The organism is Phytomonospora sp. NPDC050363 (assembly GCF_040655735.1).
GTDB lineage: Bacteria > Actinomycetota > Actinomycetes > Mycobacteriales > Micromonosporaceae > Phytomonospora.
The window spans coordinates 245,415-265,393 of sequence record NZ_JBFAKK010000003.1 but is presented as its reverse complement, the minus strand read 5'-3'; the positions used below and the strand labels follow the sequence as shown (position 1 = coordinate 265,393).

General features: G+C 71.1%; 20 protein-coding genes. 11 read left to right on the top strand and 9 right to left on the bottom strand.

Going from position 1 to position 19,979, the window contains the following annotated elements; all coding sequences use genetic code 11:
* Positions 1 to 8: 8 nt before the first annotated feature.
* Positions 9 to 440: a rhodanese-like domain-containing protein gene (locus tag AB0I28_RS09275; protein WP_357491291.1), complete on the bottom strand. Its 432-nt coding sequence runs from the start codon at positions 438 to 440 to the stop codon at positions 9 to 11.
* Positions 434 to 937, bottom strand: a complete 504-nt coding sequence (locus AB0I28_RS09270; protein WP_357491961.1) for a cysteine dioxygenase family protein — start codon at positions 935 to 937, stop codon at positions 434 to 436. The genes AB0I28_RS09275 and AB0I28_RS09270 overlap by 7 nt, the downstream gene beginning before the upstream one ends.
* Before the next feature lie 103 nt (positions 938 to 1,040).
* Between AB0I28_RS09270 and AB0I28_RS09265 the strand changes: the two genes are divergently transcribed.
* The 3 genes from AB0I28_RS09265 (at position 1,041) to AB0I28_RS09255 (ending at position 3,226) form a co-directional block, all read left to right on the top strand.
* Complete coding sequence (locus tag AB0I28_RS09265) at positions 1,041 to 1,496, top strand: Rrf2 family transcriptional regulator (RefSeq protein WP_357491290.1); 456 nt, start codon at positions 1,041 to 1,043, stop codon at positions 1,494 to 1,496.
* 99 nt (positions 1,497 to 1,595) lie between these two features.
* Positions 1,596 to 2,105, top strand: a complete 510-nt coding sequence (locus AB0I28_RS09260) for a SigE family RNA polymerase sigma factor (RefSeq protein ID WP_357491288.1) — start codon at positions 1,596 to 1,598, stop codon at positions 2,103 to 2,105.
* Complete coding sequence (locus tag AB0I28_RS09255; protein ID WP_357491286.1) at positions 2,102 to 3,226, top strand: WD40 repeat domain-containing protein; 1,125 nt, start codon at positions 2,102 to 2,104, stop codon at positions 3,224 to 3,226. The genes AB0I28_RS09260 and AB0I28_RS09255 overlap by 4 nt, the downstream gene beginning before the upstream one ends.
* A gap of 62 nt (positions 3,227 to 3,288) precedes the next feature.
* Here the strand turns inward: AB0I28_RS09255 and AB0I28_RS09250 are convergent, their stop codons facing one another.
* The 6 genes from AB0I28_RS09250 to AB0I28_RS09225 all read right to left on the bottom strand — a co-directional run bounded on the left by AB0I28_RS09250 (position 3,289) and on the right by AB0I28_RS09225 (position 9,280).
* Complete coding sequence (locus tag AB0I28_RS09250; RefSeq protein WP_357491284.1) at positions 3,289 to 4,167, bottom strand: ABC transporter permease; 879 nt, start codon at positions 4,165 to 4,167, stop codon at positions 3,289 to 3,291.
* Positions 4,157 to 4,948: an ABC transporter ATP-binding protein gene (locus AB0I28_RS09245; protein WP_357491283.1), complete on the bottom strand. Its 792-nt coding sequence runs from the start codon at positions 4,946 to 4,948 to the stop codon at positions 4,157 to 4,159. Before AB0I28_RS09245 ends, AB0I28_RS09250 begins: the two co-directional genes overlap by 11 nt.
* Positions 4,945 to 6,006, bottom strand: coding sequence for an ABC transporter substrate-binding protein (locus AB0I28_RS09240; RefSeq protein ID WP_357491281.1), 1,062 nt, complete (start codon positions 6,004 to 6,006; stop codon positions 4,945 to 4,947). Before AB0I28_RS09240 ends, AB0I28_RS09245 begins: the two co-directional genes overlap by 4 nt.
* 552 nt (positions 6,007 to 6,558) lie before the next feature.
* On the bottom strand, positions 6,559 to 7,710 hold the full coding sequence (locus AB0I28_RS09235; protein WP_357491279.1) for a beta-galactosidase: 1,152 nt from the start codon (positions 7,708 to 7,710) through the stop codon (positions 6,559 to 6,561).
* Between the two features lie 88 nt (positions 7,711 to 7,798).
* Positions 7,799 to 8,413, bottom strand: coding sequence for a hypothetical protein (locus AB0I28_RS09230; protein ID WP_357491277.1), 615 nt, complete (start codon positions 8,411 to 8,413; stop codon positions 7,799 to 7,801).
* A gap of 84 nt (positions 8,414 to 8,497) precedes the next feature.
* Complete coding sequence (locus tag AB0I28_RS09225) at positions 8,498 to 9,280, bottom strand: GntR family transcriptional regulator (RefSeq protein WP_357491275.1); 783 nt, start codon at positions 9,278 to 9,280, stop codon at positions 8,498 to 8,500.
* Positions 9,281 to 9,489: 209 nt separating this feature from the next.
* Here AB0I28_RS09225 and AB0I28_RS09220 point away from each other — a divergent pair, with 209 nt between their 5' ends.
* The 6 genes from AB0I28_RS09220 (at position 9,490) to AB0I28_RS09195 (ending at position 16,195) form a co-directional block, all read left to right on the top strand.
* On the top strand, positions 9,490 to 10,236 hold the full coding sequence (locus AB0I28_RS09220) for an MBL fold metallo-hydrolase (RefSeq protein WP_357491273.1): 747 nt from the start codon (positions 9,490 to 9,492) through the stop codon (positions 10,234 to 10,236).
* Positions 10,237 to 10,331: 95 nt separating this feature from the next.
* A complete protein-coding gene (locus tag AB0I28_RS09215) occupies positions 10,332 to 11,330 on the top strand; it encodes a GNAT family N-acetyltransferase (protein WP_357491271.1) in 999 nt (332 codons plus the stop codon).
* Between the two features lie 8 nt (positions 11,331 to 11,338).
* Positions 11,339 to 12,841, top strand: a complete 1,503-nt coding sequence (locus AB0I28_RS09210; RefSeq protein WP_357491269.1) for an MFS transporter — start codon at positions 11,339 to 11,341, stop codon at positions 12,839 to 12,841.
* Complete coding sequence (locus AB0I28_RS09205) at positions 12,838 to 13,290, top strand: GNAT family N-acetyltransferase (protein WP_357491267.1); 453 nt, start codon at positions 12,838 to 12,840, stop codon at positions 13,288 to 13,290. The genes AB0I28_RS09210 and AB0I28_RS09205 overlap by 4 nt, the downstream gene beginning before the upstream one ends.
* 123 nt (positions 13,291 to 13,413) lie before the next feature.
* Positions 13,414 to 14,634, top strand: coding sequence for a right-handed parallel beta-helix repeat-containing protein (locus AB0I28_RS09200; RefSeq protein WP_357491265.1), 1,221 nt, complete (start codon positions 13,414 to 13,416; stop codon positions 14,632 to 14,634).
* Between the two features lie 271 nt (positions 14,635 to 14,905).
* The gene (locus AB0I28_RS09195; RefSeq protein WP_357491263.1) at positions 14,906 to 16,195 is read left to right on the top strand and encodes an ABC transporter ATP-binding protein; all 1,290 of its coding nucleotides are present in this window, start codon (positions 14,906 to 14,908) and stop codon (positions 16,193 to 16,195) included.
* 58 nt (positions 16,196 to 16,253) lie between these two features.
* Here the strand turns inward: AB0I28_RS09195 and AB0I28_RS09190 are convergent, their stop codons facing one another.
* Entirely contained in the window at positions 16,254 to 17,423 is a 1,170-nt protein-coding gene (locus AB0I28_RS09190) for an ROK family protein (protein ID WP_357491262.1), read from the bottom strand.
* Positions 17,424 to 17,537: 114 nt separating this feature from the next.
* Here AB0I28_RS09190 and AB0I28_RS09185 point away from each other — a divergent pair, with 114 nt between their 5' ends.
* Together AB0I28_RS09185 and AB0I28_RS09180 are read left to right on the top strand one after the other, a co-directional pair.
* Complete coding sequence (locus tag AB0I28_RS09185) at positions 17,538 to 18,710, top strand: MFS transporter (RefSeq protein ID WP_357491260.1); 1,173 nt, start codon at positions 17,538 to 17,540, stop codon at positions 18,708 to 18,710.
* 77 nt (positions 18,711 to 18,787) lie between these two features.
* Positions 18,788 to 19,951 (top strand): MFS transporter, encoded by a 1,164-nt coding sequence (locus tag AB0I28_RS09180; RefSeq protein ID WP_357491258.1) that lies wholly within the window; start codon positions 18,788 to 18,790, stop codon positions 19,949 to 19,951.
* Positions 19,952 to 19,979: the final 28 nt, after the last annotated feature.

Sequence of the window (19,979 nt, the reverse complement as noted above, 5' to 3'; positions counted from 1 at the left end):
CGCCGATGTCAGTGCGCGAGCTGGTCGACGGTCCCGCTGACGGTGCCGGCGATCGGCAGGCCCGCCGCGAGCCAGGCCGCGAAGCCGCCGTCGAGGTCGGTCGTGCGGTGCAGTCCGAGGTCGATGAGGGCCGCCGCCGCCAGCGAGGACGTGTAGCCCTCCTGACAGAACACGATGACGCGCAGGTCGTAGTCGTCGGCGATCGGCAGGCGGGCGTCGCTGCGCGGGTCGAAGCGCCATTCGAGGACGTTGCGCTCGACGACGAGCGCGCCGGGGATCTCGCCGTTGGCCGCCCGCTGGGCCTGCGGGCGGATGTCGACGAGGACGGCGCCGTTGCGCTGGGCGACGGAGGTCTCGTGCGGGCCGAGACGGCGCAGACGCGCGCGGGCCTCGGCGAGGATGCGGTCGATGCCGCGTGAACCCTTTGGCGCGGTCACCACGCCTCCCCCGCCACGTCGGTCGCGGTCACCGTCAGGCGGCCGTTGTCGATCTCGTACTTGTTCATCGTGCTCAGGGCCGGTCCGTAGACGTGCACGCTCATCGCGGGCACCGTGCCGGTGTTGCGGATGCGGTGGACGTGCCTCGCGCCGAATCTCCTGGCCACACCCGAACCATAGTCGCGATCGGCGAGCCAGAGGCCGTCACGCGAGGAGACGACCGTCTGCTCGTTGAGGACGCCGCGCACGACCAGGAAGGCGCCCTCGGAGCCGCCGTGGTCGTGCAGCTCGGTCTCCTGCCCGGGCAGCCAGGTGAGCAGCCAGGCCTCGTGGTCGGGCCCGGCGGCCAGGCGCGTGTACCAGCGCTCATCGGGGTCGAAGCGGGGCTGTACGGGCCACTCGGGCAGGGCCGCGTACTCCCGGGCCAGCGCGAGGTGGTCGATCCGGGTGAGCGTCATCTGGTTCTCCCTACGGAAACATTGCCGAAAACTACAGGTCAGAGGCCTGAACCTGGAGCATAATCCTACTTCTTCGATAGGAATAATGGGCTATTCGAGACGACGTGTCGCGCCACCACGCGCGCCGGGGCGGCAGAATATGACCATGCAGGTATCGGCACGCGGTGACTACGCCGTACGCGCGGCGGTGGCGCTCGCCTCGGCACATCCGGACACGGTCTCGGCGCAGACCCTGGCCGACGAGCAGTCCCTCCCCCACAAGTTCCTCGAAGCCGTGCTCGCCGACCTGCGGCGCGCCGGGCTCGTCCGCAGCGTGCGAGGCGCCGACGGCGGCTACCGCCTCGCCCACTCGCCCACGACGACCACCGTCGGCGCGATCCTCCGCGCCGTCGACGGCCCTCTCGCCGGCGTCCGGGGCCAGCGACCCGAGGACGTGACCTACGGCGGCGCGGCCGCACACCTGCCCGACCTGTGGATCGCCGTGCGGGCCGCGGTCCGCAACGTCCTCGACGAGGTGACGCTCGCCCAGGTCGCCAGCGGGAAACTCCCCGCCCGCGTGCGCCGCCTGGTGACCGCTCCCGACGCCTGGGAACCGCGCTAAGGAAGACCGCCGCGCGGAGAATTCGTCCGCGGGCATCGTGGGCTCGATGGGCCGGTGTCTCTACCCATGCACCGCACCGTCCCCTACCGAGAGCCCGCGATGACCCCAGAACACGAACGCGAGTTCCGCGACTTCGTCGCCCACCGCTCCGACTCCCTGCTGCATGTCGCCTACCTGCTCACCGGCGACGTGCACCTGGCCCAGGACCTGCTGCAGACCGCACTCATGACCTGCGCGCGCCGCTGGCACCGCATCCGCGACCGCGAACAGCCGACCGCCTACGTCCGCAAGGCCATGTACCGCCACCAGATCAACTGGTGGCGGCGCCGGGGCCGGCGGCCCGAGTCGGTCACCGACCGTCCGCCGGAGACGCCCGGCGACGACCACGCCGCCCGCACCGCCGACCGCGCCGGTGTCGTCACCGCGCTGCGCCGCCTGCCACCGAGGCAGCGTGCGGTCGTCGTCCTGCGCTACTACGAGGACCTACCGGAGGCCGAGGTGGCGCGCCTGCTCGGCGTCTCCCTCGGCACCGTCCGCAGTCAGGCGTCGAAGGGCCTGGCGAAACTGCGCGCCACCGCAGACCAGACCCGAATGGAGATCATGTCGTGACCGACGAGGACCGGCTGCGCACGCAGCTGCACGAGGCACCGCGCCCGCACGAACTCATCCTTCCGGCCGGGCTGGCCGACACCGTCCTGCGCCGGAACACGGTCCGGCGGACCCGCCACATGGTTCTGGCGGCCGCGCTGGCCGTCGTGGCCACGGCGGCCGTGCCGGCGATCGTGCTCGGTGGCGAAGAGCCCGCCGGCACCCATGCCGGAGCCGACCCGACCCCCACGGCCCCGGAGCACGTGAGGCCCTCCGCCCCGGCCGAGGTTCCTCGGCAAGGGGGTGGACCGATCGTCGTGCACTCCTACTACGAGAACCTCAACCACACCGGCCCCGCGCGGCTGCTCGATCCGGAGAGCGGCGAGTACCGCGAGGTCCCCCACCCTGTCATCCCGTCACCGGACCTGGAAACGGTCCTCGTCAAGGGCCAGTGGCCCGCTCGCGACGGCGTCGCCGACCGGGACGAGTACCTCGCGTCCGGCGAGGCGGCGGTGACCTGGCTCGACGAGATCCCGGTCGACCACGGCGACGTGCGCTGGTCGCCCGACGGGAAGGCGCTCATGACCTTCGTGCGCGCCGCGTCGGGACCGGCCGTGACGATCTGGCGCTACGACCTCGATGAAGGCGACTACGAACAGATCGCGGTCGACCTCGGCCGGACGCCGCTCGACATCGGCTGGGCGGCGGACTCACGGCGATATCTGGCCCTGCCCGCCGAGGGCGACTCGCTGCTCTACATCGAGGCCGACGGGAAGCTCGGCGAGCGCCTCGATGTCGCACAGGCCGGTGTCGGAGGGGCGGAGCTGTTCTCGCCTTCGCGACGGCTGCTGGTGACCACCGGTGAGAGCGGGGACGAGCAGGGGTCCTGGCAGAGTCTGGTCGTCGACCTCGAGACCGGTCGCGAGGTGCTGACGATCCCGCTCCAGGGGCGCGCGGTCGGCTGGTACGACGAGCGGACGGTCGTCTGGTTCGACGTCGGCGGCGATACCGCGCCGAGCCTGAGGCTCATCGACGCCACCGACGGGACGGTCGGTGAGACCGTTCTCCTCCCGTGGATCAACCGGATCTCGATCGGCTCGTCGGACGGGCTCTCGGGTTCCGCGAAGGATCTCGGCTTCTGACGGCCGGTGGTGGACGCGGTCCCGGGCACGGAACGGGGATCGCGTCCACCACCGGACAAGACCTAGACGGTCAGCCCCCAACGTTTGCGCAGGGCCTTGTCGACCGTGCTGAACACGATGTCGACGAGGATCCCGATGCACAGCACGATGATGATGTAGGCGAGCAGTCCCGGCGCGTCGTTGAGGTCGCGCGAGGTCTGCAGGCGCACACCGATCGACAGCGCGCCCGGCACGATCACCAGCAGCTCGCCGGCCATGAGGCTGCGCCAGGCGAAGGCCCAGCCCTGCTTGAGTCCGGTCACGAAGGACGGCAGCGAGGCCGGGATGATCAGGTGCCGGTACAGCGAGAAGCCGCGCATGCCGAGGATCTGCCCGACGCGCTTCCAGGTGGGCGGCACGTAGTCGATCCCGCTGATCAGTCCGTTGGCGATCGACGGCGCCGCGCCCAGCACGACGACGAAGAGGATCGCCTCCTCGCTGATCTTGAAGAGCAGGATCGCGAAGGGGAACCACACGATCGACGGCATCGTCTGCATGCCGGTGATCAGCGAGCCGATGGCCGCGCGCAGCGGCTGGAAGCGGGCGACGGCGATCCCGATGACCATTCCGATGACCACCGCCAGGGCGAATCCGGTGGCGGCGCGGCCCATGGTGAGCAGCACCGAGTCCCAGAACTTCGCCGTCGGCACGACCTGGACGAGCTCGTCGAGCACGCGGGCGGGCGGCGGCAGCACGAAGACCGGCCGCCACTCGGAGAGCACCACGAGCTGCCAGGCGCCGACGGCGATGGCGATCGCGAGGACCTTCGGCCAGGTCCCCTTCCACGCCTTTCGCGCCCAGGTGCCCAGTACCGCCTCGTCGCGCGTCGCGGGGCCCAGTTCGAGCCGGTCGAGTCCGGCGACCCGGTCGGCGGCGGTCTTCACCTCGGTGTCAGCCGGCATGACGGGACACCTCCGCCCGCAGCTGGTCGGTGATGGCCGAGGCGAGCGCGGCGACCTGGGTCGAGTCGATCCGGCGGGGCCGGGGCTGTTCGACGGCGAACTCCTCCAGGACGCGGCCGGGTCTGCTGCTGAGCAGGACGACGCGGTCGCCGAGGCGGACGGCCTCGCGGACGTTGTGGGTCACGAACAGCACGGTCAGCTCCCGCTCGCGCCAGATGCGCTCGAGTTCGTCGTGGAGGATGTCGCGGGTCATGGCGTCGAGGGCGCCGAAGGGTTCGTCCATGAGGAGGACGTCGGCGTCCTGGGCGAGCGCGCGGGCGAGGGCGACACGCTGCCGCATGCCACCGGAGAGTTCGTGCGGTCGTTTGCGGCCGAAGCCTTCCAGTCGCACGACCTCCAGGAGCCGTCCGGCCTGCTCCTTGCGGGCGGCGCGTTCCACGCCGCGCATGCGCAGGGCGATCTCGATGTTGCCCGCCACGGTGAGCCAGGGAAACAGCGCGGGTTCCTGGAACATCAGGGAGAGCCGGTGCCCGGCGGTGTCGATGGTGCCGCCGGTGAGCGGGTCGAGTCCGGCCACGAGGGACAGCAGGGTGCTCTTGCCGCAGCCCGAGGCGCCGAGGATGGACACGAACTCACCGCGCCGGACGTCGAGGGAGACGTCGTCGAGCGCGAGCAGTGCGGTGCGGCCCTTCCCGTAGGTCTTGGACACGCCGTCGAGACGGACGGCCACCTCGGTGGTGGCGTCCGTCCCGGCGTCGGTGCCGCGAGCGGTCACCGTCATTTCGCGAGTTCTCCGGCGCTGACCTCTGGTTTGCCGAGGGCGCGCAGTTTCTCGTTGAGGAGGTCGAGGGCGTAGATGCCCTTGAGGTCGACCGGTTCGAGCAGTCCGACGTCCTGGGCGTGCTGGGCACTGGCCTGGAGCGAGGTGGCGACGGGGTCGACGGTGTAGGTCAGGTTCTGCCAGGCGGCCGCGATGACGGCGGGGTCGAGTTTCTTGCCGTTGAGGGATTCGAGGTGGGCGTTGGCGGCGGTCTGGGCCGCGACGGGGTCGGCGTTGACCTGGTCGACGGCGGCGATGTGGCCGTCGAGGAGCTTCTTGACCGCCTCGGGGTTCTCTTCGAGGAACTCGGCGCGGACGATGAGGTGGGTGGTGACGAACTGGCCGCCGGGCCACAGGTCCTTCTCGTTGACCAGGACCTTGGCGCCGTGCTTGCCGACGAGGGTGCTGAAGAAGGGCTCGGGGACCCAGGCGCCGTCGAGGTCGCCGGCGGCGAAGGAGGTGACGGTGTCGGAGTTGGCGGTGGGGAGGATCGAGACGTCGCCGCCGCCCTCCTGGTCGGCGTTGAGGCCGTTGGCCTTCAGCCATGCGCGCAGGGCGACGTCCTGGGTGTTGCCGAGCTGCGGGGTGGCGATCTTCTTACCCTTGAGGTCGGCCGGGGCGTTGATGCCTTCGCGGACGACGAGGCCGGCGCCGCCGGAGGTGCTGCCGGCGATGATGCGCAGGGCCGTGCCCTCGGATTTGGCCCAGCCGTTGATGGCCGGGTTGGGGCCGATGTAGGTGGCGTCGATGGCTCCGGAGAACAGGGCCTCGATCGCCTCGGGGCCGGCGTTGAAGGTCTTGGTCTCCAGCGTCGTGGTGCCGAGCTTCTCGGCGAAGATCTTGTTCTGGACGCCCACGAGGGCCGGTGCGTGGGTGATATTCGGGAAGTAGCCGAGGCGGAGGGCTCCGCCGTCGCCTCCCGAACCGCCCGCGTCATCGCCGCCGCAGGCGGTCAGGGCTCCCGCCGCGAGCACGATTGCGGCGATCACCGCGCCGAGGCGGTACCTTCGCGAACTCATCAGAACTCCTTCGAGGGCCTCGCGACCCGCAATTTCCTAGTACACCGATGGGATATACCGAGTAAGGCTAGTTAGCGCCGCCGACGGGCGTCAACCGGGTCGGAGCCGCCGTCGAAGGTCTGACCGAACGGCCGACGCTCGCGTGTCCCGGCGGTCGCGCAGCGGCACGGGACGAAGGTCCCGGACCCGACTGCCCACCGGCCCTGGAGCGCGGCCGCAGCGGCGGCCGGCATGGACTCACGATACGGTTCGGTTCCGCCGCGATACCCCGCCGACGGCGAGTGGAGCGGAAACCGGCCGCGGACGCCGACCTCGCCCCGTCCGCCGCGGAGACACGGTCTCGGCCCGCACGTCCGGGATGCCCGCGCGCCGAACGGATGAACGCACGCGGGTATCCGCAGACGGGGACGGGATCCGGTATTCCGCCGAGTCCCGTCCCCTACGCGAAGCGGCCGCCACCGGTCCTGGAGAACCGGAGGCGGCCGAGGCCTCGCCATACGCGCCAGGGGAACCGGCGCACCGGGCATGGCGAAACCCGGTGCGCCGGCGTCATCACCGCCCGGAGAACTCCCGGGCGAGTGCGGTGTACCCCGTCACCTGCCCGCCGCCGGGGTTCTGCGTCGACGTCCACAGGCACGGGAGGACGGAGTCGCACTCCGGTCCCCACCAGAGGGCGACGCTCGCGCCGCCGTCCCGGACGCCTTCGACGGCCGCTCGCATGAGGGCGGGTGTACTGGCTTCACTACCCGCAGCGGCGGGCGCGTAAAACTCCGACCACCAGATCGGCAGCGTCGTCTTCGACCTGACCCACGCCGTGATGTCGGCGAACATCTCCTTGGTGGCGGTCGCGTTCTGGTGGTGGCCGTCGCGGGTCCGGGACCAGGTGTCGATGGTGAAGAACTGCGCCCCGGTCTTGTTGGCCAGCCAGTAGGTCATCGCGTCGAGGTCGCGCTGGTCGGCGGTCCCCCACGTGGCGTCCTTCAGCTCGGTCGAGGGATGCGACTGGCCGCCCCAGTAGGTGTTGAGCGAGACGTAGGGCCCTCCGATCTGCGCATCGGACCGCACGGCCTTCACCGCCGCGTACACCTGGTTGTACATGGCGGTGTAGCCCTCGTGGTCCCAGCGGTTCCTCGCGTCGTCCCAGAAGCCCTTGAACTCGTTCCACACCTGGAAGTACCGCACCTGCGGATAGCGCTGCGCGACCTTCGCCGACAGCGCGGCGAACTCGTCGTAATACTGCGGAAGCGGCGCGAGGTCCATGTTCCAGCGGATCGCGTCGAGGGCCTCCTCGCGCTCCTCCTCGCCCTCGATCGCCGCGGCCTCGGCCCATCCGGGCTTCATCCATCCCGGCGCCGAGCACAGCGTGATCACCGCGGTGCCACCGGTCTCGGCGATGAGGTCCATGCGCTCGTCGAGGCTGCCCCAGTCGTAGACGCCCGGACTCGGCTCGGGATCCTCGGCGCCGAAGCCCATGATGTGCTGGTTCTGCAGGGGCCCCAGCGAGGCCAGGATCTCCTTGGCGTCGGCGACCGAGCCCGGATCGTTCCAGGAGTCTGCGTTGGCCTTCTCGAAGGTGACGCCGACCTGGAACGCCGCGGCGGCCGAGGACTCCTCGGCGTGCGCCGGCGCGCCGGTGGCGAGCACGGCGGCGACGGTCATCAGCGCCAGCGCGCGCACCGGATGCCGGGCGGAGAGCTGCGGCATGGTCCTCCTCGGATCGGGCGATTCATGGGAACGCTTCCATGATCGGACGCCCGTCACCGTATCGGATCAAAGTGGACGGTGGAAGGCCTCAGTCCAGGCGCATCGCGAACTCGCAGGCGGTACCCGCGCTGTCCACAGGGGACAGACGTAGCCCGCCGCCCTCGGCGACGTCCACCTCGACCTCGACAACGGCGCCGTCGGCCTCGACCGTCACCCGCTGCCAGGTGCCGCTGGGAAGGCTGGTGGCCACCAGGTCGACGGCGACGCCCACGGTGGTGCTGGCGCAGGCGACGTCCAGCAGGTAGTGGCCCGCCGTGATGTCGGGGAAGTCGAGGGGGGCGAGCGCGGGCACGCTGCCGTATCCGTCGGCGTGCGCCGGCAGCGCCGCCATGGCACGCGCCCGCAACTCCCGCTCGACGTCCGGCCGCAGCGGCGGTTGCGAGGCCGCCGGAGCGGGAACCGCCCGGTCGGGGCCCTCCTCACCCGACCGCACGGCGGCGACGGTGAGCAGGCAGGTGGCCACGGCCGTCACCGCGACCAGGGCCGGCCTCGGCCACGGCCGCAGCAGCCGCGCGCGCAGGTCGCCGAAGAGCCCTCGGTCCCGTGGCGCTCGCGGCTCCGGCGACCGCTGCCCGTAGGGGTTCTCCGGCACGATGTCGAACTCGACCTCGCGCGCGTCCTCGGTCTCGACGTCACTTCTCAACGGTTCCGCTCCCGCCGTACACGCCGGCCCCCGTCGGGCCGCCCCGGCGAGCTTAGGCAACCCCGGCCACTCCCCGAGGCCCCCTCAGCGGGCGGGCAGTTCGTAGGACAGTTCGAAGGCCGTGGCGTTGAGGTAGGTGTCGCAGACCTCGACGGCGCGGTCGCCGGCGAAGGCCGTACGGACCAGGTGGATGACGGGGGCGCCGACCGGCAGTTTCAGCAGCCGCTGCACCGGTTCGGCGGCTACCTCGACGGCGAGGTCCTCGGTGATCCGCGTCAGCCGGTGGCCGGCCTCCTCCAGTCTCGCGTAGATGCCGCCCGGCCCTGTGTCGGTCTCCATGATCGCGGTTCCCTCGGCCAGGTCCAGCGGCACGTAGGAGGTGGCGACTTGTAAGGGCAGGCCCTCGACGACATAGCGCCGCGCCCGGATCAGCACCCGGTCGCCGTCACCGGTCAGGCCGAGCCGCCCGGCGATCGGGTCGGGCGCCGGGCCGGTCCGCAGGTCGAGCATCTCGACGTCGGTCGCCGGATCGTAGGCACGGCCCGCCTGTTCCATCTCGACGGTGAAGGCGGCCTTCCCGGCGCGCCGGTGCCGCCGGGCGAAGCGGTCGGAGGCCAGGCGCCGCACCGGCGGGCGGCCCTGCACGAAACGGCCGCTGCCGTGCTCGGAGTAGACCAGTCCTTCGGCGATGAGCAGGGCGAAGGCGTGCTGGACTGTGCGGCGGTTGACCTTGTACCGGGCGACCAGGTCGCTCTCGGAGGGAAGGCGGTCGCCAGGGCCGTGCACGCCCCCGGTGATGTCCGCCCGGAGGTCGTCGGCGATCTGCCGGTAGATGGCGCGGTCGCTGCTGCGGTCAAGGGGTGTCACGCCGGCGTCCTCTCTTCAGATGCTCCGCTCACAGTGGGGTGGCCGAGTACCTGTCTGTCAGACAGTCATGTCGATCTGTGTACAGGATTTGACAGCGGATTTGAACCCCAACGGGTGACACCCGGAGGTAGGGCCCCCTTACTCCGGCTCGGCGCGCCCGCGCCGATAAAGCCCGGCTGCCCGAATGAAGCCCCGCGTAGGCTCCCGGCATGTCCTCGCTGACCGTCCTCGGCTCATCCGGCGCCTACCCGCAGCCCCACAATCCTTGCAGCGGTTACCTTCTGGAGCACGACGGCTTCACCGTCGCCATCGACCTCGGGTACGGCACCGTCGGGCGGCTCCTGGAGTACCTGCCGGACGGCGCCGTCGACGCCGTCGTGATCACCCACGAACACGCCGACCACTGCACCGACCTGCACGCACTGATGCGGGTGCGGCTGTACGGACACCCCGAGGGCGCGCGCATCCCGCTGTTCTGCACCGAGGGCGTCGTGAAGCGCGTCAACGGTCTGGACACCGGCGAAGGGCTGTCGCAGGCCTTCGACATCCACCCCTGGCCCGAGACCGTCCGCATCGGGCCTTTCGAGCTCACGCCCTTCGAACTCCCCCACCACGTCCCCAACTTCGGCGTGCGACTGTCGGCACCCGGCCTCACCCTGGCCTACACCGGCGACACCGGGCCGAGTCCGGCGCTGGCCGAACTCGGCCGCGACGCCGACGTCTTCGTCGTCAACGCCATGGACCAGGGCCCGCCGCCGGGCCCCTCGGGGAACCTGCTGCTCACCGCGACCGATGCCGGCCGCGCCGCGCACGACGCGGGCGCCCGCCGCCTGGTCCTCACCCACCTGTGGCCCGGCGCGGACCCGGCGGTCTCGATCACCGAGGCCCGCGCCGGCTTCGCCGGGGTGATCACCGCACCCGTCGCCGGGGACGTCATCGCCCTCGGCCCCGCCTGAGCGGGGAAGATCGGCCCGCCGCTTCGTTTCGCCGGCGTGTCGCGCGGGGGTCATCCGAGTGGACACCGATACCCGCGAGCCACCAGAATGACGTGATGTCTGCTGCTCTGCCCGACGGGTTCCGCATCCACCGCCCGACCATCGACGACGCCGAAGCGATCCTCGACGTCGTGCGGGCGCACGACATCGCGACCATCGGCGAACCCGACATCACCATCGAGGACGTCCTCGAGCTGATGCAGAAACCCGGCCACCACCTCGACGCCGACGAATGGCTGGTCTCCGACGCCGCCGGTACCCTCACCGCCTGGGGCTACGTCGACGACAGCTACAGCGGCGAGCGCGTCCGCATCGACGTCAACGCCCGCCCCGACAACGCCCGGCCGGTGATCGAGGCCCTCGTGGAGGTGCTCCTGGCGCGGGCCGGTGAACTGGCCGCCGAGAAGGGCCTTGAGGGCATGCGCGTGCGCGCCTCGGCCCCGCACGGCGCGACCGACCTGCGGGCGGTCTACGAGCAGGCCGGTTTCGAGCTCGACCGCTACTACGGGCGGATGAACATCGACCTGACCGGCGACGAGCGCGCGCCGGAGCCGCCGGAGGGCGTCGAGGTGAAGGTCTTCACCGAGCTGCCCGACCGCGACGAGGCCGCGCGGATCCACCACCGCATCATGGACACCGGCTTCGCCGACCTCGACGACCACGTGAGCATCGCCTTCGACACCTGGTGGGCCAACACCGCCGCCAGCGGCAACACCCCCTACGACGAGTGGCGGGTCGTGTTCGTCGAGGGCGAGCCGGCCGCGGTCCTCCAGACCGCCAACATCGGGGCGGCCGACAACGGCGGCTGGATCCGCAACCTGGTCGTGCACCCCGGTTTCCGGGGGCGCGGGCTGGCGCAGCTGCTGCTCGGCACGGCCTTCGCGCTGTTCGCCGAGAAGGGCCGCACGTGGGTCGGGCTTTCGGTGGACACCGGCAACTCGACGGGCGCGTTCAAGATCTACGAGAAGGTCGGGATGCGCCCGAAGTACATGATCGACGTACTGAAGGCCTGGGTCCCGGCGTCCTCACCCGCCGCCGACCCGACCGTGTCTTAATAGGCCTTATGGATCACAGCGCCGCACCGACCGTTCCACTGCGCTCGGCGGCGGGGCGGGGGGTCGTCGCGGCGGCGGTCCTGGGGTCGAGCGTGGCGATGCTCGACGGGACGGTCGTCAACGTCGCGCTGCCCCACATCGCCCGTGACCTGGGCGCGCAGATGGACGGCCTCCAGTGGATCGTCAACGGCTACACGCTGACGCTGGCCGCGCTGGTGCTGCTCGGCGGGGCCCTCGGCGACCGCTACGGGCGCCGCCGGGTGTTCCTGATCGGCGTGATCTGGTTCGGCGTGGCGTCGATGCTGTGCGGGGTCGCCCCCAACACGCCGCTGCTGGTCGGCGCGCGGATCCTCCAGGGAATCGGCGCGGGTCTGCTGACCCCCGGTTCGCTGGCGATGATCCAGTCGTCGATCCGGCGCGGCGACCGGGCCGCCGCGATCGGCATGTGGTCGGGGCTGGGCGGCGTGGCCGCGGCCGCCGGGCCCTTCCTCGGCGGCTGGATGGTCGACGCGCTGAGCTGGCACTGGGTCTTCTTCATCAACGCGCCGGTGGTCGTGCTGGCCGTCCTGGCCGCGCTCAAGTGGGTGCCCGAGAGCCGCGGCGAAGGCGCCGTCGGCCGTTTCGACGTGGCGGGCAGCGTCCTGGGCGCCGTCGGCCTCGCCGGGATCACCTACGCGCTCGTGCAGACCGACCCGCTCGGGCCGGCGATCGCCGCCGGGGTCATCGGCGTCGCGTCCTTCGCGGCCTTCCTGATCTGGGAGCGCCGTGCCGCCGACCCCGTCCTGCCGCCGACGCTGTTCGCCTCACGCCAGTTCAGCGGTATCAACGCCACCACCTTCTTCGTGTACGCGGCCCTCGGCGGAGTCCTCTTCTTCCTGGTCCTCTACCTCCAGGTCGTCGCGGGCTACTCCGCCCTGACCGCGGGCATCTCCCTGCTTCCGTTCACGATCCTGATGCTGCTGTTCTCCTCGCGCGCCGGCGCGCTCGGCGAGCGGATCGGCCCCCGCCGGCCGCTGACCGTCGGCCCGGCCCTTTCCGCGGCGGGCGTGCTGCTGTTCCTGCGCATCGACGCCGAGGCCGACTACCTCACCGAGGTCCTGCCCGCCGTGCTGCTGCTCGGCATCGGCATGACGATCACGGTCGCGCCGCTCACGGCGAGCGTGCTGGCCGCCGCCGACCAGAGCCACGCCGGTGTCGCCAGCGGCGTCAACAACGCCGTCGCGCGGGCCGCCAGCCTGCTCGCCGTGGCCGCGCTGCCGCTGCTGTCGGGACTGACCGGCGACGCCTACGAGGACCCGGCGGCCTTCACCTCGGGCTTTCGGACCGCCACGTTCTGGTGCGCGGGCCTGCTGGCGACCGGTGCGGTGATCTCGGCGCTGTTCGTGCGCGACCCGGCCCGCGAGCCGGACTGCCCGCGCCCGGCCGCGCACACGCACTGCGCCTACGACGCGCCCCCGCTCGACCCGGGCGTGCGGCAGGACGCCGGCGGCCGTTTACGATCAAGATCATGAGTGATCTGCACATTCGCCCCGCCACCGCCGGCGACGTACCCGCGATCGTCGCGCTGCTCGCCGACGACGTGCTCGGCAAGTCCCGGGAGGACACCGCCGACCTCGCGCCCTACCTGGCCGCCTTCGCCGTCGCCGACGCCGATCCGCACCAGCACATCGTGGTCGCCGAGCGCGGCGGCCGGGTGGTCGGGACGCTCCAGCTGACCGTCATCTACGGCCTGTCGCTCAAGGCGGCCACACGCGGGCAGGTCGAGGCCGTGCGGGTCCACCGCGACGAGCGCGGCAACGGCCTCGGCACCGTCCTGATGGAGTGGGCCGCGGCGCGGGCGAAGGAGCTCGGCTGCTCGCTGATCCAGCTCTCCTCCAACTCCGCACGCGCCGACGCCCACCGCTTCTACGAGCGGCTGGGATACAGCGGATCGCATATCGGTTTCAAGATGACACTGTGAACACGCAGGTCGCGGGTGCCGCCGTCCGCACCCACGATCTTGGTTCCTCCACATAGGACACCGGTCCGGTAGCGTCCGCGCCATGGCCGCCCGGATCCCCCGGTCGCCAGGCTTGGAGGAACCGTGCGCACGACCCTCGCGCCCAAGACGAGCCCCACCCTGAAGGTCCGCGACCGCACGCTGTCGTGGGCCGTCGGCGTGTCCTTGACCTTCGGCATGCTCTTCGGGGCCTTCCTGCTGGGCGACGTGCGCCCGGCCGCCGCAGCGCGCCACGACGTCGCCTGCACCAACACCGCGGGCAACGGCACCACCACCGGCGACTGGAAGATCGTCCAGGACAAGATCAACGGTTCGGCACCCGGCGATGAGATCGTCATCTCCGGCACCTGCCTGCTGATCAAGACCATCGAACTCGCCGACGCGCGCACCTACCGCGGCGACGCCCGAAACGCCACGATCCTGCGGCAGGCGGCCGGCCGCAACCTCGCCGCGCTGGTCTCCACCGACACCTGGACGAAGAACCAGAACTGGGTCAACACCGGCGTGCGGATCGAGCGGCTGACCATCGACGCCAACTCCGCGCAGAACACCCGCACGCACGGACTGGTGCTCAAGGCCTGGGACAGCCGCGTCCACGACGTCGAGATCCACGCCGCCGCCGGAAACGGGATCCACATCGACACGCTGTCGGCGAACGGGACGGCGCTGGCCTCGGGCCAGACCATGGTCAACTCGATCATCAGCGACTCCTACATCCACCACAACGGCGGCAGCGGAGTGCGGGTCAACGACCCCGGGAACGCCGCCACCGACTGGATCCTCGAACGCAACTGGATCGAGGAGAGCGGCGGCTCGGGCATAGACCTGGACAACTCCGCCGGCTGGCAGATCCGCAACAACCACCTCTACGGCGTCGGTGTGCACGCGATCAGCGCCCACCGCTGCTTCAACACCGGGATCAACGACAACTACGTCGAGGACTTCGGCAAGCAGGGCACCGCCGCGGAGTGGTACTTCGGGATCCGCTGCACCCTCCAGGAGGACGTGCCGAACGCGATCACCGGCAACCGCGTCAACCTCTTCACCGAGAACGGCGGGCCCGCCCCGGCCGGCACGCACATCTACATCGGCCTCGACGGCGTCAACGGCACCGGCGCCGCCTTCGCGACGGTCACCGGCAACGCCGCCGTCGGGCACGGAACGGCCAAGGACATCGGCCTCGGTTATTACATCGGAAACGGTGCGTCCTTGACGGTCGTGTCGACGGGGAATCTGATCTCCGGGATGGGAACGCCCCGCGATACCGAGGGAAGTGCCAAGGTTCATCTGAGCGCCGGAATCTGATCTTCGCCCACTCGGCGCGCCGCCTGCCCGATTTCGCATCCGGAAGGCGGTTTAGCCGGGCACCGGTCCGATGATCGAGGAGTGCGGCGGCGGTCCTTTGTGGACCGCCGCCTTTTTTCGGCTCCGTAGGTACCGAAAGTTCCCACGGTCGGTTTCCCAAGGTCGGACATTCAGGGGATGGCCCCGATTCCCCCGGAGGTCATAGTGTCGCAACACGCATGTCACATGTGGCGCGGCGTCTCCACTCCCGAATTCTCGCCAGGGATCGACAGTGACCGCTATCGAGCTAAAAGGACTGTCCAAAGTCTTCCCCGACGGCACCCACGCCGTCGACAATGTCAATCTCTCCGTTGACAACGGAGAGTTCCTCGTGCTCCTGGGCCCCTCGGGCTGCGGGAAGTCCACCGCGCTGCGCATGATCGCCGGCCTGGAGGACCCCACCTCGGGAGAGGTGCTGCTCGACGGTGAACCCGTCGGGAACGTGCACCCCGCCGAGCGGCAGATCGCGATGATCTTCCAGAACTACGCCCTCTATCCGCACATGACCGTCGAGGAGAACATCGGTTTCCCGCTGCGGTTGAGAAAGCGCGCGCAAAACGATATCGACGCCCAGGTCTCCCAACTGGCAACGATTCTCGATATCACCGACACCCTCGGCCGCAAACCCGCGCAATTGTCCGGCGGTCAGCGCCAGCGGGTGGCGATGGGCCGGGCTCTGGCGCGCAAACCCCGGATTTTCCTGATGGACGAACCGCTGTCCAACCTCGACAGCGGACTGCGCGCGCAACTGCGCGCCGAGATCTCCAACCTCGTCCACGAACTGAAGGTCACCACGGTCTACGTGACGCACGACCAGACCGAGGCGCTCACCATGGCCGACCGCATCGCCGTGATGCGCAACGGGGTTCTTCAGGACGTGGGCACGCCCAACGAGGTCTACCACCACCCCGCGACCGCCTACGTCGCCGCGTTCCTCGGCACACCGCGGATGACGCTCATCCAGGCGCGGGTCATGGCGCACCTCGACAAGCGCGTGCTGCTCCAGATCGGCGAGCAGTCCATCGACCTGCCCGGCCACGACGTGACCGCGCACATGCTGCGGCACTACCACGGCGAGAACATCATCGTCGGCATGCGGCCCGAAGCACTGCGCCTGCCCGACCCCAACAGCCAGAACCCGCTGCTGCACACCAGGGTCAAGCACCTGGAGCACGCCGGGCACGAGTCGCTGGCGCACCTCGACGTCGGCGCCACCGCCGCGCCGATAGAGATGACCGAAGCCGTGCCGCAACCTGCGCCGCGGACGGCCAAGCGCGGACTCTTCCGTCGTCGGGAGCTCCAGGCCATCGCCGCGCACCCGCCGCCCGCCACGCCCGGCCAGGAGCGGCACCTCCAGCGGCCGATCGAGTTGACCCTGCGGCTGGCGCCCTACCCGCGGCTCGGCCCCGGGGACCGGCTGACCGTGCAGATCGACACGCGCCAGCTGCACTTCTTCGGCGACCGGGGAGAACGGATCGGCGCCGGGCAGCCGGCACGCACGGGGCACCGGCAGGCTTTCTAGACTCGGGCCATTCCGGCGTATCCGGGGCCTGAGCTCCCCGGCCCTGCTCCGCCGCGCCCTAGCCCGCCGGCTCCGCCGTCCACGTCCCCGAGCCGCCGAAGACCTCGTCGTGCGCCGACTCCAGCGCCGTGCGCACGGCCCCCGCCAGGATCGGGTTGTCCGACAGCGCGGTCGGGCGCACCTCGGTCCGCACCAGCGCGATCGCCGTCAGCCGCTCGGCCACCCTCCCCGCCAGCTCTTCTCCCCCGTGCCGTCCCGTTTCCCCGGCCAGCACGACCAGGCCCGGGTCGAAGACCACCACGGCCGCGGCGGCGCCGAAGGCGACGCGCTCGGCCAGGTCGTCCAGGAAGCCGGTGTTCCCGGCGGCCAGGGCCGCGTCGACGATCTCGGCGGGGCGGTCACCGGGAACGCCGTGGCGCGCGGCGAGGTCGATGATGGCGGGACTGCCGGCGAGGTCCTGGAAGCCGCCGGTGCAGACCTCGCTGCCGGGCACGTCGTTCTCGTTGAGGGGAAGGCGGCCGAGTTCACCGGCCGCGCCGCTCGCGCCGCGCCGCAGCCTCCCGCCGATCACGACGGCTCCCCCGATGCCCCGGTCCAGCCACAGGAGGGCGAAGTCGTCGTGACCCTGCGCGGTCCCGGCATCGTGTTCGGCGATGGCGGCGAGGTTGACCTCGTTCTCGACGACGACGGGAACGCCGAGCAGCTCGCGCAGGTCCGGAAGCGGCACTGCGGGCCAGCCGGGGAAGGCCATGTCGCCGGTGCGGGGGTCGACCATGCCGGGAGCGCCGATGACGAGGTTGTGGAGCCCGCCGAGGGTGACCCCGGCGCGGCGGGCGGCGTCGGCGGCGGCCTGCTTGACGACCTTCTGGAGGACCGCGCCGGGCGCCAGGGCGCGGCGGGCGGTGGCGACGGACTTGCCGGTCAGGTCGGCGACGACGGCGGTGACGGCGTCGTGACGGACGTCGACGCCGGCGACGTGGGCATGCTCGGCGACCAGGCCGTAGATCTTGGCGTTGGGGCCGCGCCGGTCGGCGCCCTCCTCGCCGACGGCGCGGACGAGGCCGGCCTCACCGAGGCGGTCGAGGAGGTCGGAGACGGTCGGGCGCGACAGGCCGGTGAGCTCTCGGAGGCGGGGCGCCGAGAGGGGACCGTGGGCGATGAGCAGGTCGAGCGCGACCCGGTCGTTGATCGCCCGGGCCAGGCGCGGAGTCGCGGTGCGAACCGTCACTTGAGTCCTCCTCGATAAAGACTAGTCATCAGGGAGCCTACCTGTTAGTTTTGCCGGGCCCGGTCACCCAGCCGGACAGAGCCCTCAGATGGAAGGTCGACCGTGGAACAACCGATGACCAGGCGCGACCGGGTCACGATCACCATGGTATTCGCCGTGCACGGCATGGTCGGAGCCAGCTTCTTGACTCGCGTGCCGTGGCTCGCCGACCGGCTCGAACTCGGCCACGGCGAACTCGGCCTCGCCCTGATCTGCCCGGCCATCGGCGCCTTCCTCACCATGCCCATGGCGTCGGGGATCGTGCACCGGCTCGGCGGCCGCTCGGCCACCCGCCTGCTGATCCTGCTGTGGACGATGGCCCTCGCCGTCCCGGCCCTCATGCCCTCCCTGCCCGCGCTGTGCGTCGCGCTGCTGCTCTACGGCGCCGCCGCCGGCACCTCCGACGTGGCCATGAACGCCCAGGGCGTGCTCATCGAGCGCGGCCTCGGCCGCTCCATCATGTCGAGCCTGCACGGCTTCTGGAGCGTCGGCGCCCTCGTCGGCGCCGGCATCGGCGCGGCCATCACCTACGCCGAGGTCGACGCCCGCGTCCACCTCGGCGTGATGGCGGCGCTGATGATCGTCGTCGGCCTCTACTTCTGCGGTCGGCTGCCCGAAGCCCGAACCCGGCCCGAGGACGCCAAGCCCCCGCGCTTCGTGCTGCCCGGCAAGGCGATCATCGGCGTCGGCATCGTCGGCTTCTGCGCCGCCTTCATCGAAGGCGCCGCGCACGACTGGACGACGGTGTTCGTCGCCAACGTGACCGAGTCCAGCCAGGGCACCGCCGCCCTCGCCTTCAGCTTCTTCGCCGCGACGATGGCGCTCGCCCGGATCGTCGGCGACATGGTGGTGCAGAGGATCGGGCCGGTCTGGACCGTGCGCGGCAGCGGGATCCTCGCCATCGCCGGGACGCTCGTGGTGTCGGTGTCGCGCGACCCGGTGCCCGCGATCGCGGGCTTCGTCCTCATCGGACTCGGCGTGGCCGTCATCATCCCGCTGGCCATCTCGGCGGCCGGGCGCGCCAGTACCGTGCCCAGCCAGGCGATCGCCGGCGTCGTCACGATCATGTACCCGGCCGGGCTGGTCTCGCCGGGCGCGATGGGCGGGGTCGCGGAGGTGACCTCACTGCCGTGGTCCTTCGTGATGCTGGGCGGGGTCGCGGTGGTGATGCTCGTCCTAGCCGGCGCGGTCCGCGAGCGCGGGGCGGCGACGACCTCGGCAGACGCCGAGACCTTGGCGAAGGCATGATCGGAATCACTTTTTAATAGGCAGCCTCACTGATAGTTTTGCCGGTGGAAACCGCCCCACCACCTGGAAAGTCGACAATGGACCCCCGGCGCGCGCGCATCGCCATCGCACTCGTATTCGCAGTACACGGCACGGTTTCGGGCACCTTCGCCGCCCGGCTGCTGTCCATCAGGGAAGAACTCGGCGTCGGCACCGGACAGCTCGGCATCGCCCTGATGGGGCAGGCCTTCGGCGCATTCGTCGCGATGACGATGGCCGGCCGGCTCATCCACCGCTTCGGCGAGCGCGGGGCCCTGCGCCTGTCGATGCTGGCGTGGACGATGGTGCTGCCGCTGCCGGCGCTGATGCCGAACATCTACACCTTCGCGGCGGCCATGTTCGTGATGGGCGCGGCGGCCGGCACCTCGACGGTCACGACGAACGCGCAGGCCGTCGTGGTCGAGCACGCGTACGGGCGGTCCATCATGACCGGGCTGCACGGCATGTGGAGCGTGGGAAACCTGACGGGCGCGGGGATCGGCGCGCTGGCCGTCCTCATCGGACTCGACGTGCGGTTGCACTTCGTGCTGCTGTCGCTGACGGCCGTCACGCTCGCCCAGCTGGCCTGCGCGACCCTGCCCGCGGCGGCCGCGCCGGTCCCGGGCGCCGCTCCCCCGCCGCCCCGCTTCGGTGTGCCCACCAAGGCGATCGTGGCGATCGGGCTGGTCGGGTTCTGCTCCTCGTTCGTCGAAGGCGCCAGCCACAACTGGACCGCGATCTACATCGAGCAGATCACCGGATCGACCGCCGCCGTCGCGGCGTTCGGGTACGCCGCCTTCGTCGCGGCCATGGCGGTGTCGAGGCTTCTGGGCGACCAGGTCGTGCGCCGGATCGGCCCGGCGCTGACCGTGCGGACCGGCGCGTCGCTGGCCGCCCTCGGCGCCCTCACCGTGGCCCTGGCAAACCACCCCGCCGTCGGCATCGCCGGGTTCATGATGATCGGAACCGGTGCCGCCGTGACGATCCCCCTCGCCGCCGCCGCGGGCGGGCGCCTCGGCGCCACTCCCGCACAGGGCGTCGCGGGCGTCATGTCGATCACCTTCACCGCGGGCCTCATCGCACCCGCCGCCATCGGGGGCATCGCCGACCTCACCTCGATGCGCGTCTCCTTCGCCATGGTCGCCATGGCCGCCGTCACCATGGCCGTGCTCTCCAAGGCACTCGGCCGCCGCCGCATCCCCGAAGTGGTGAAGGCGGCTTAGCCGCCACCCCCGGCCACCGGTGAGGCGG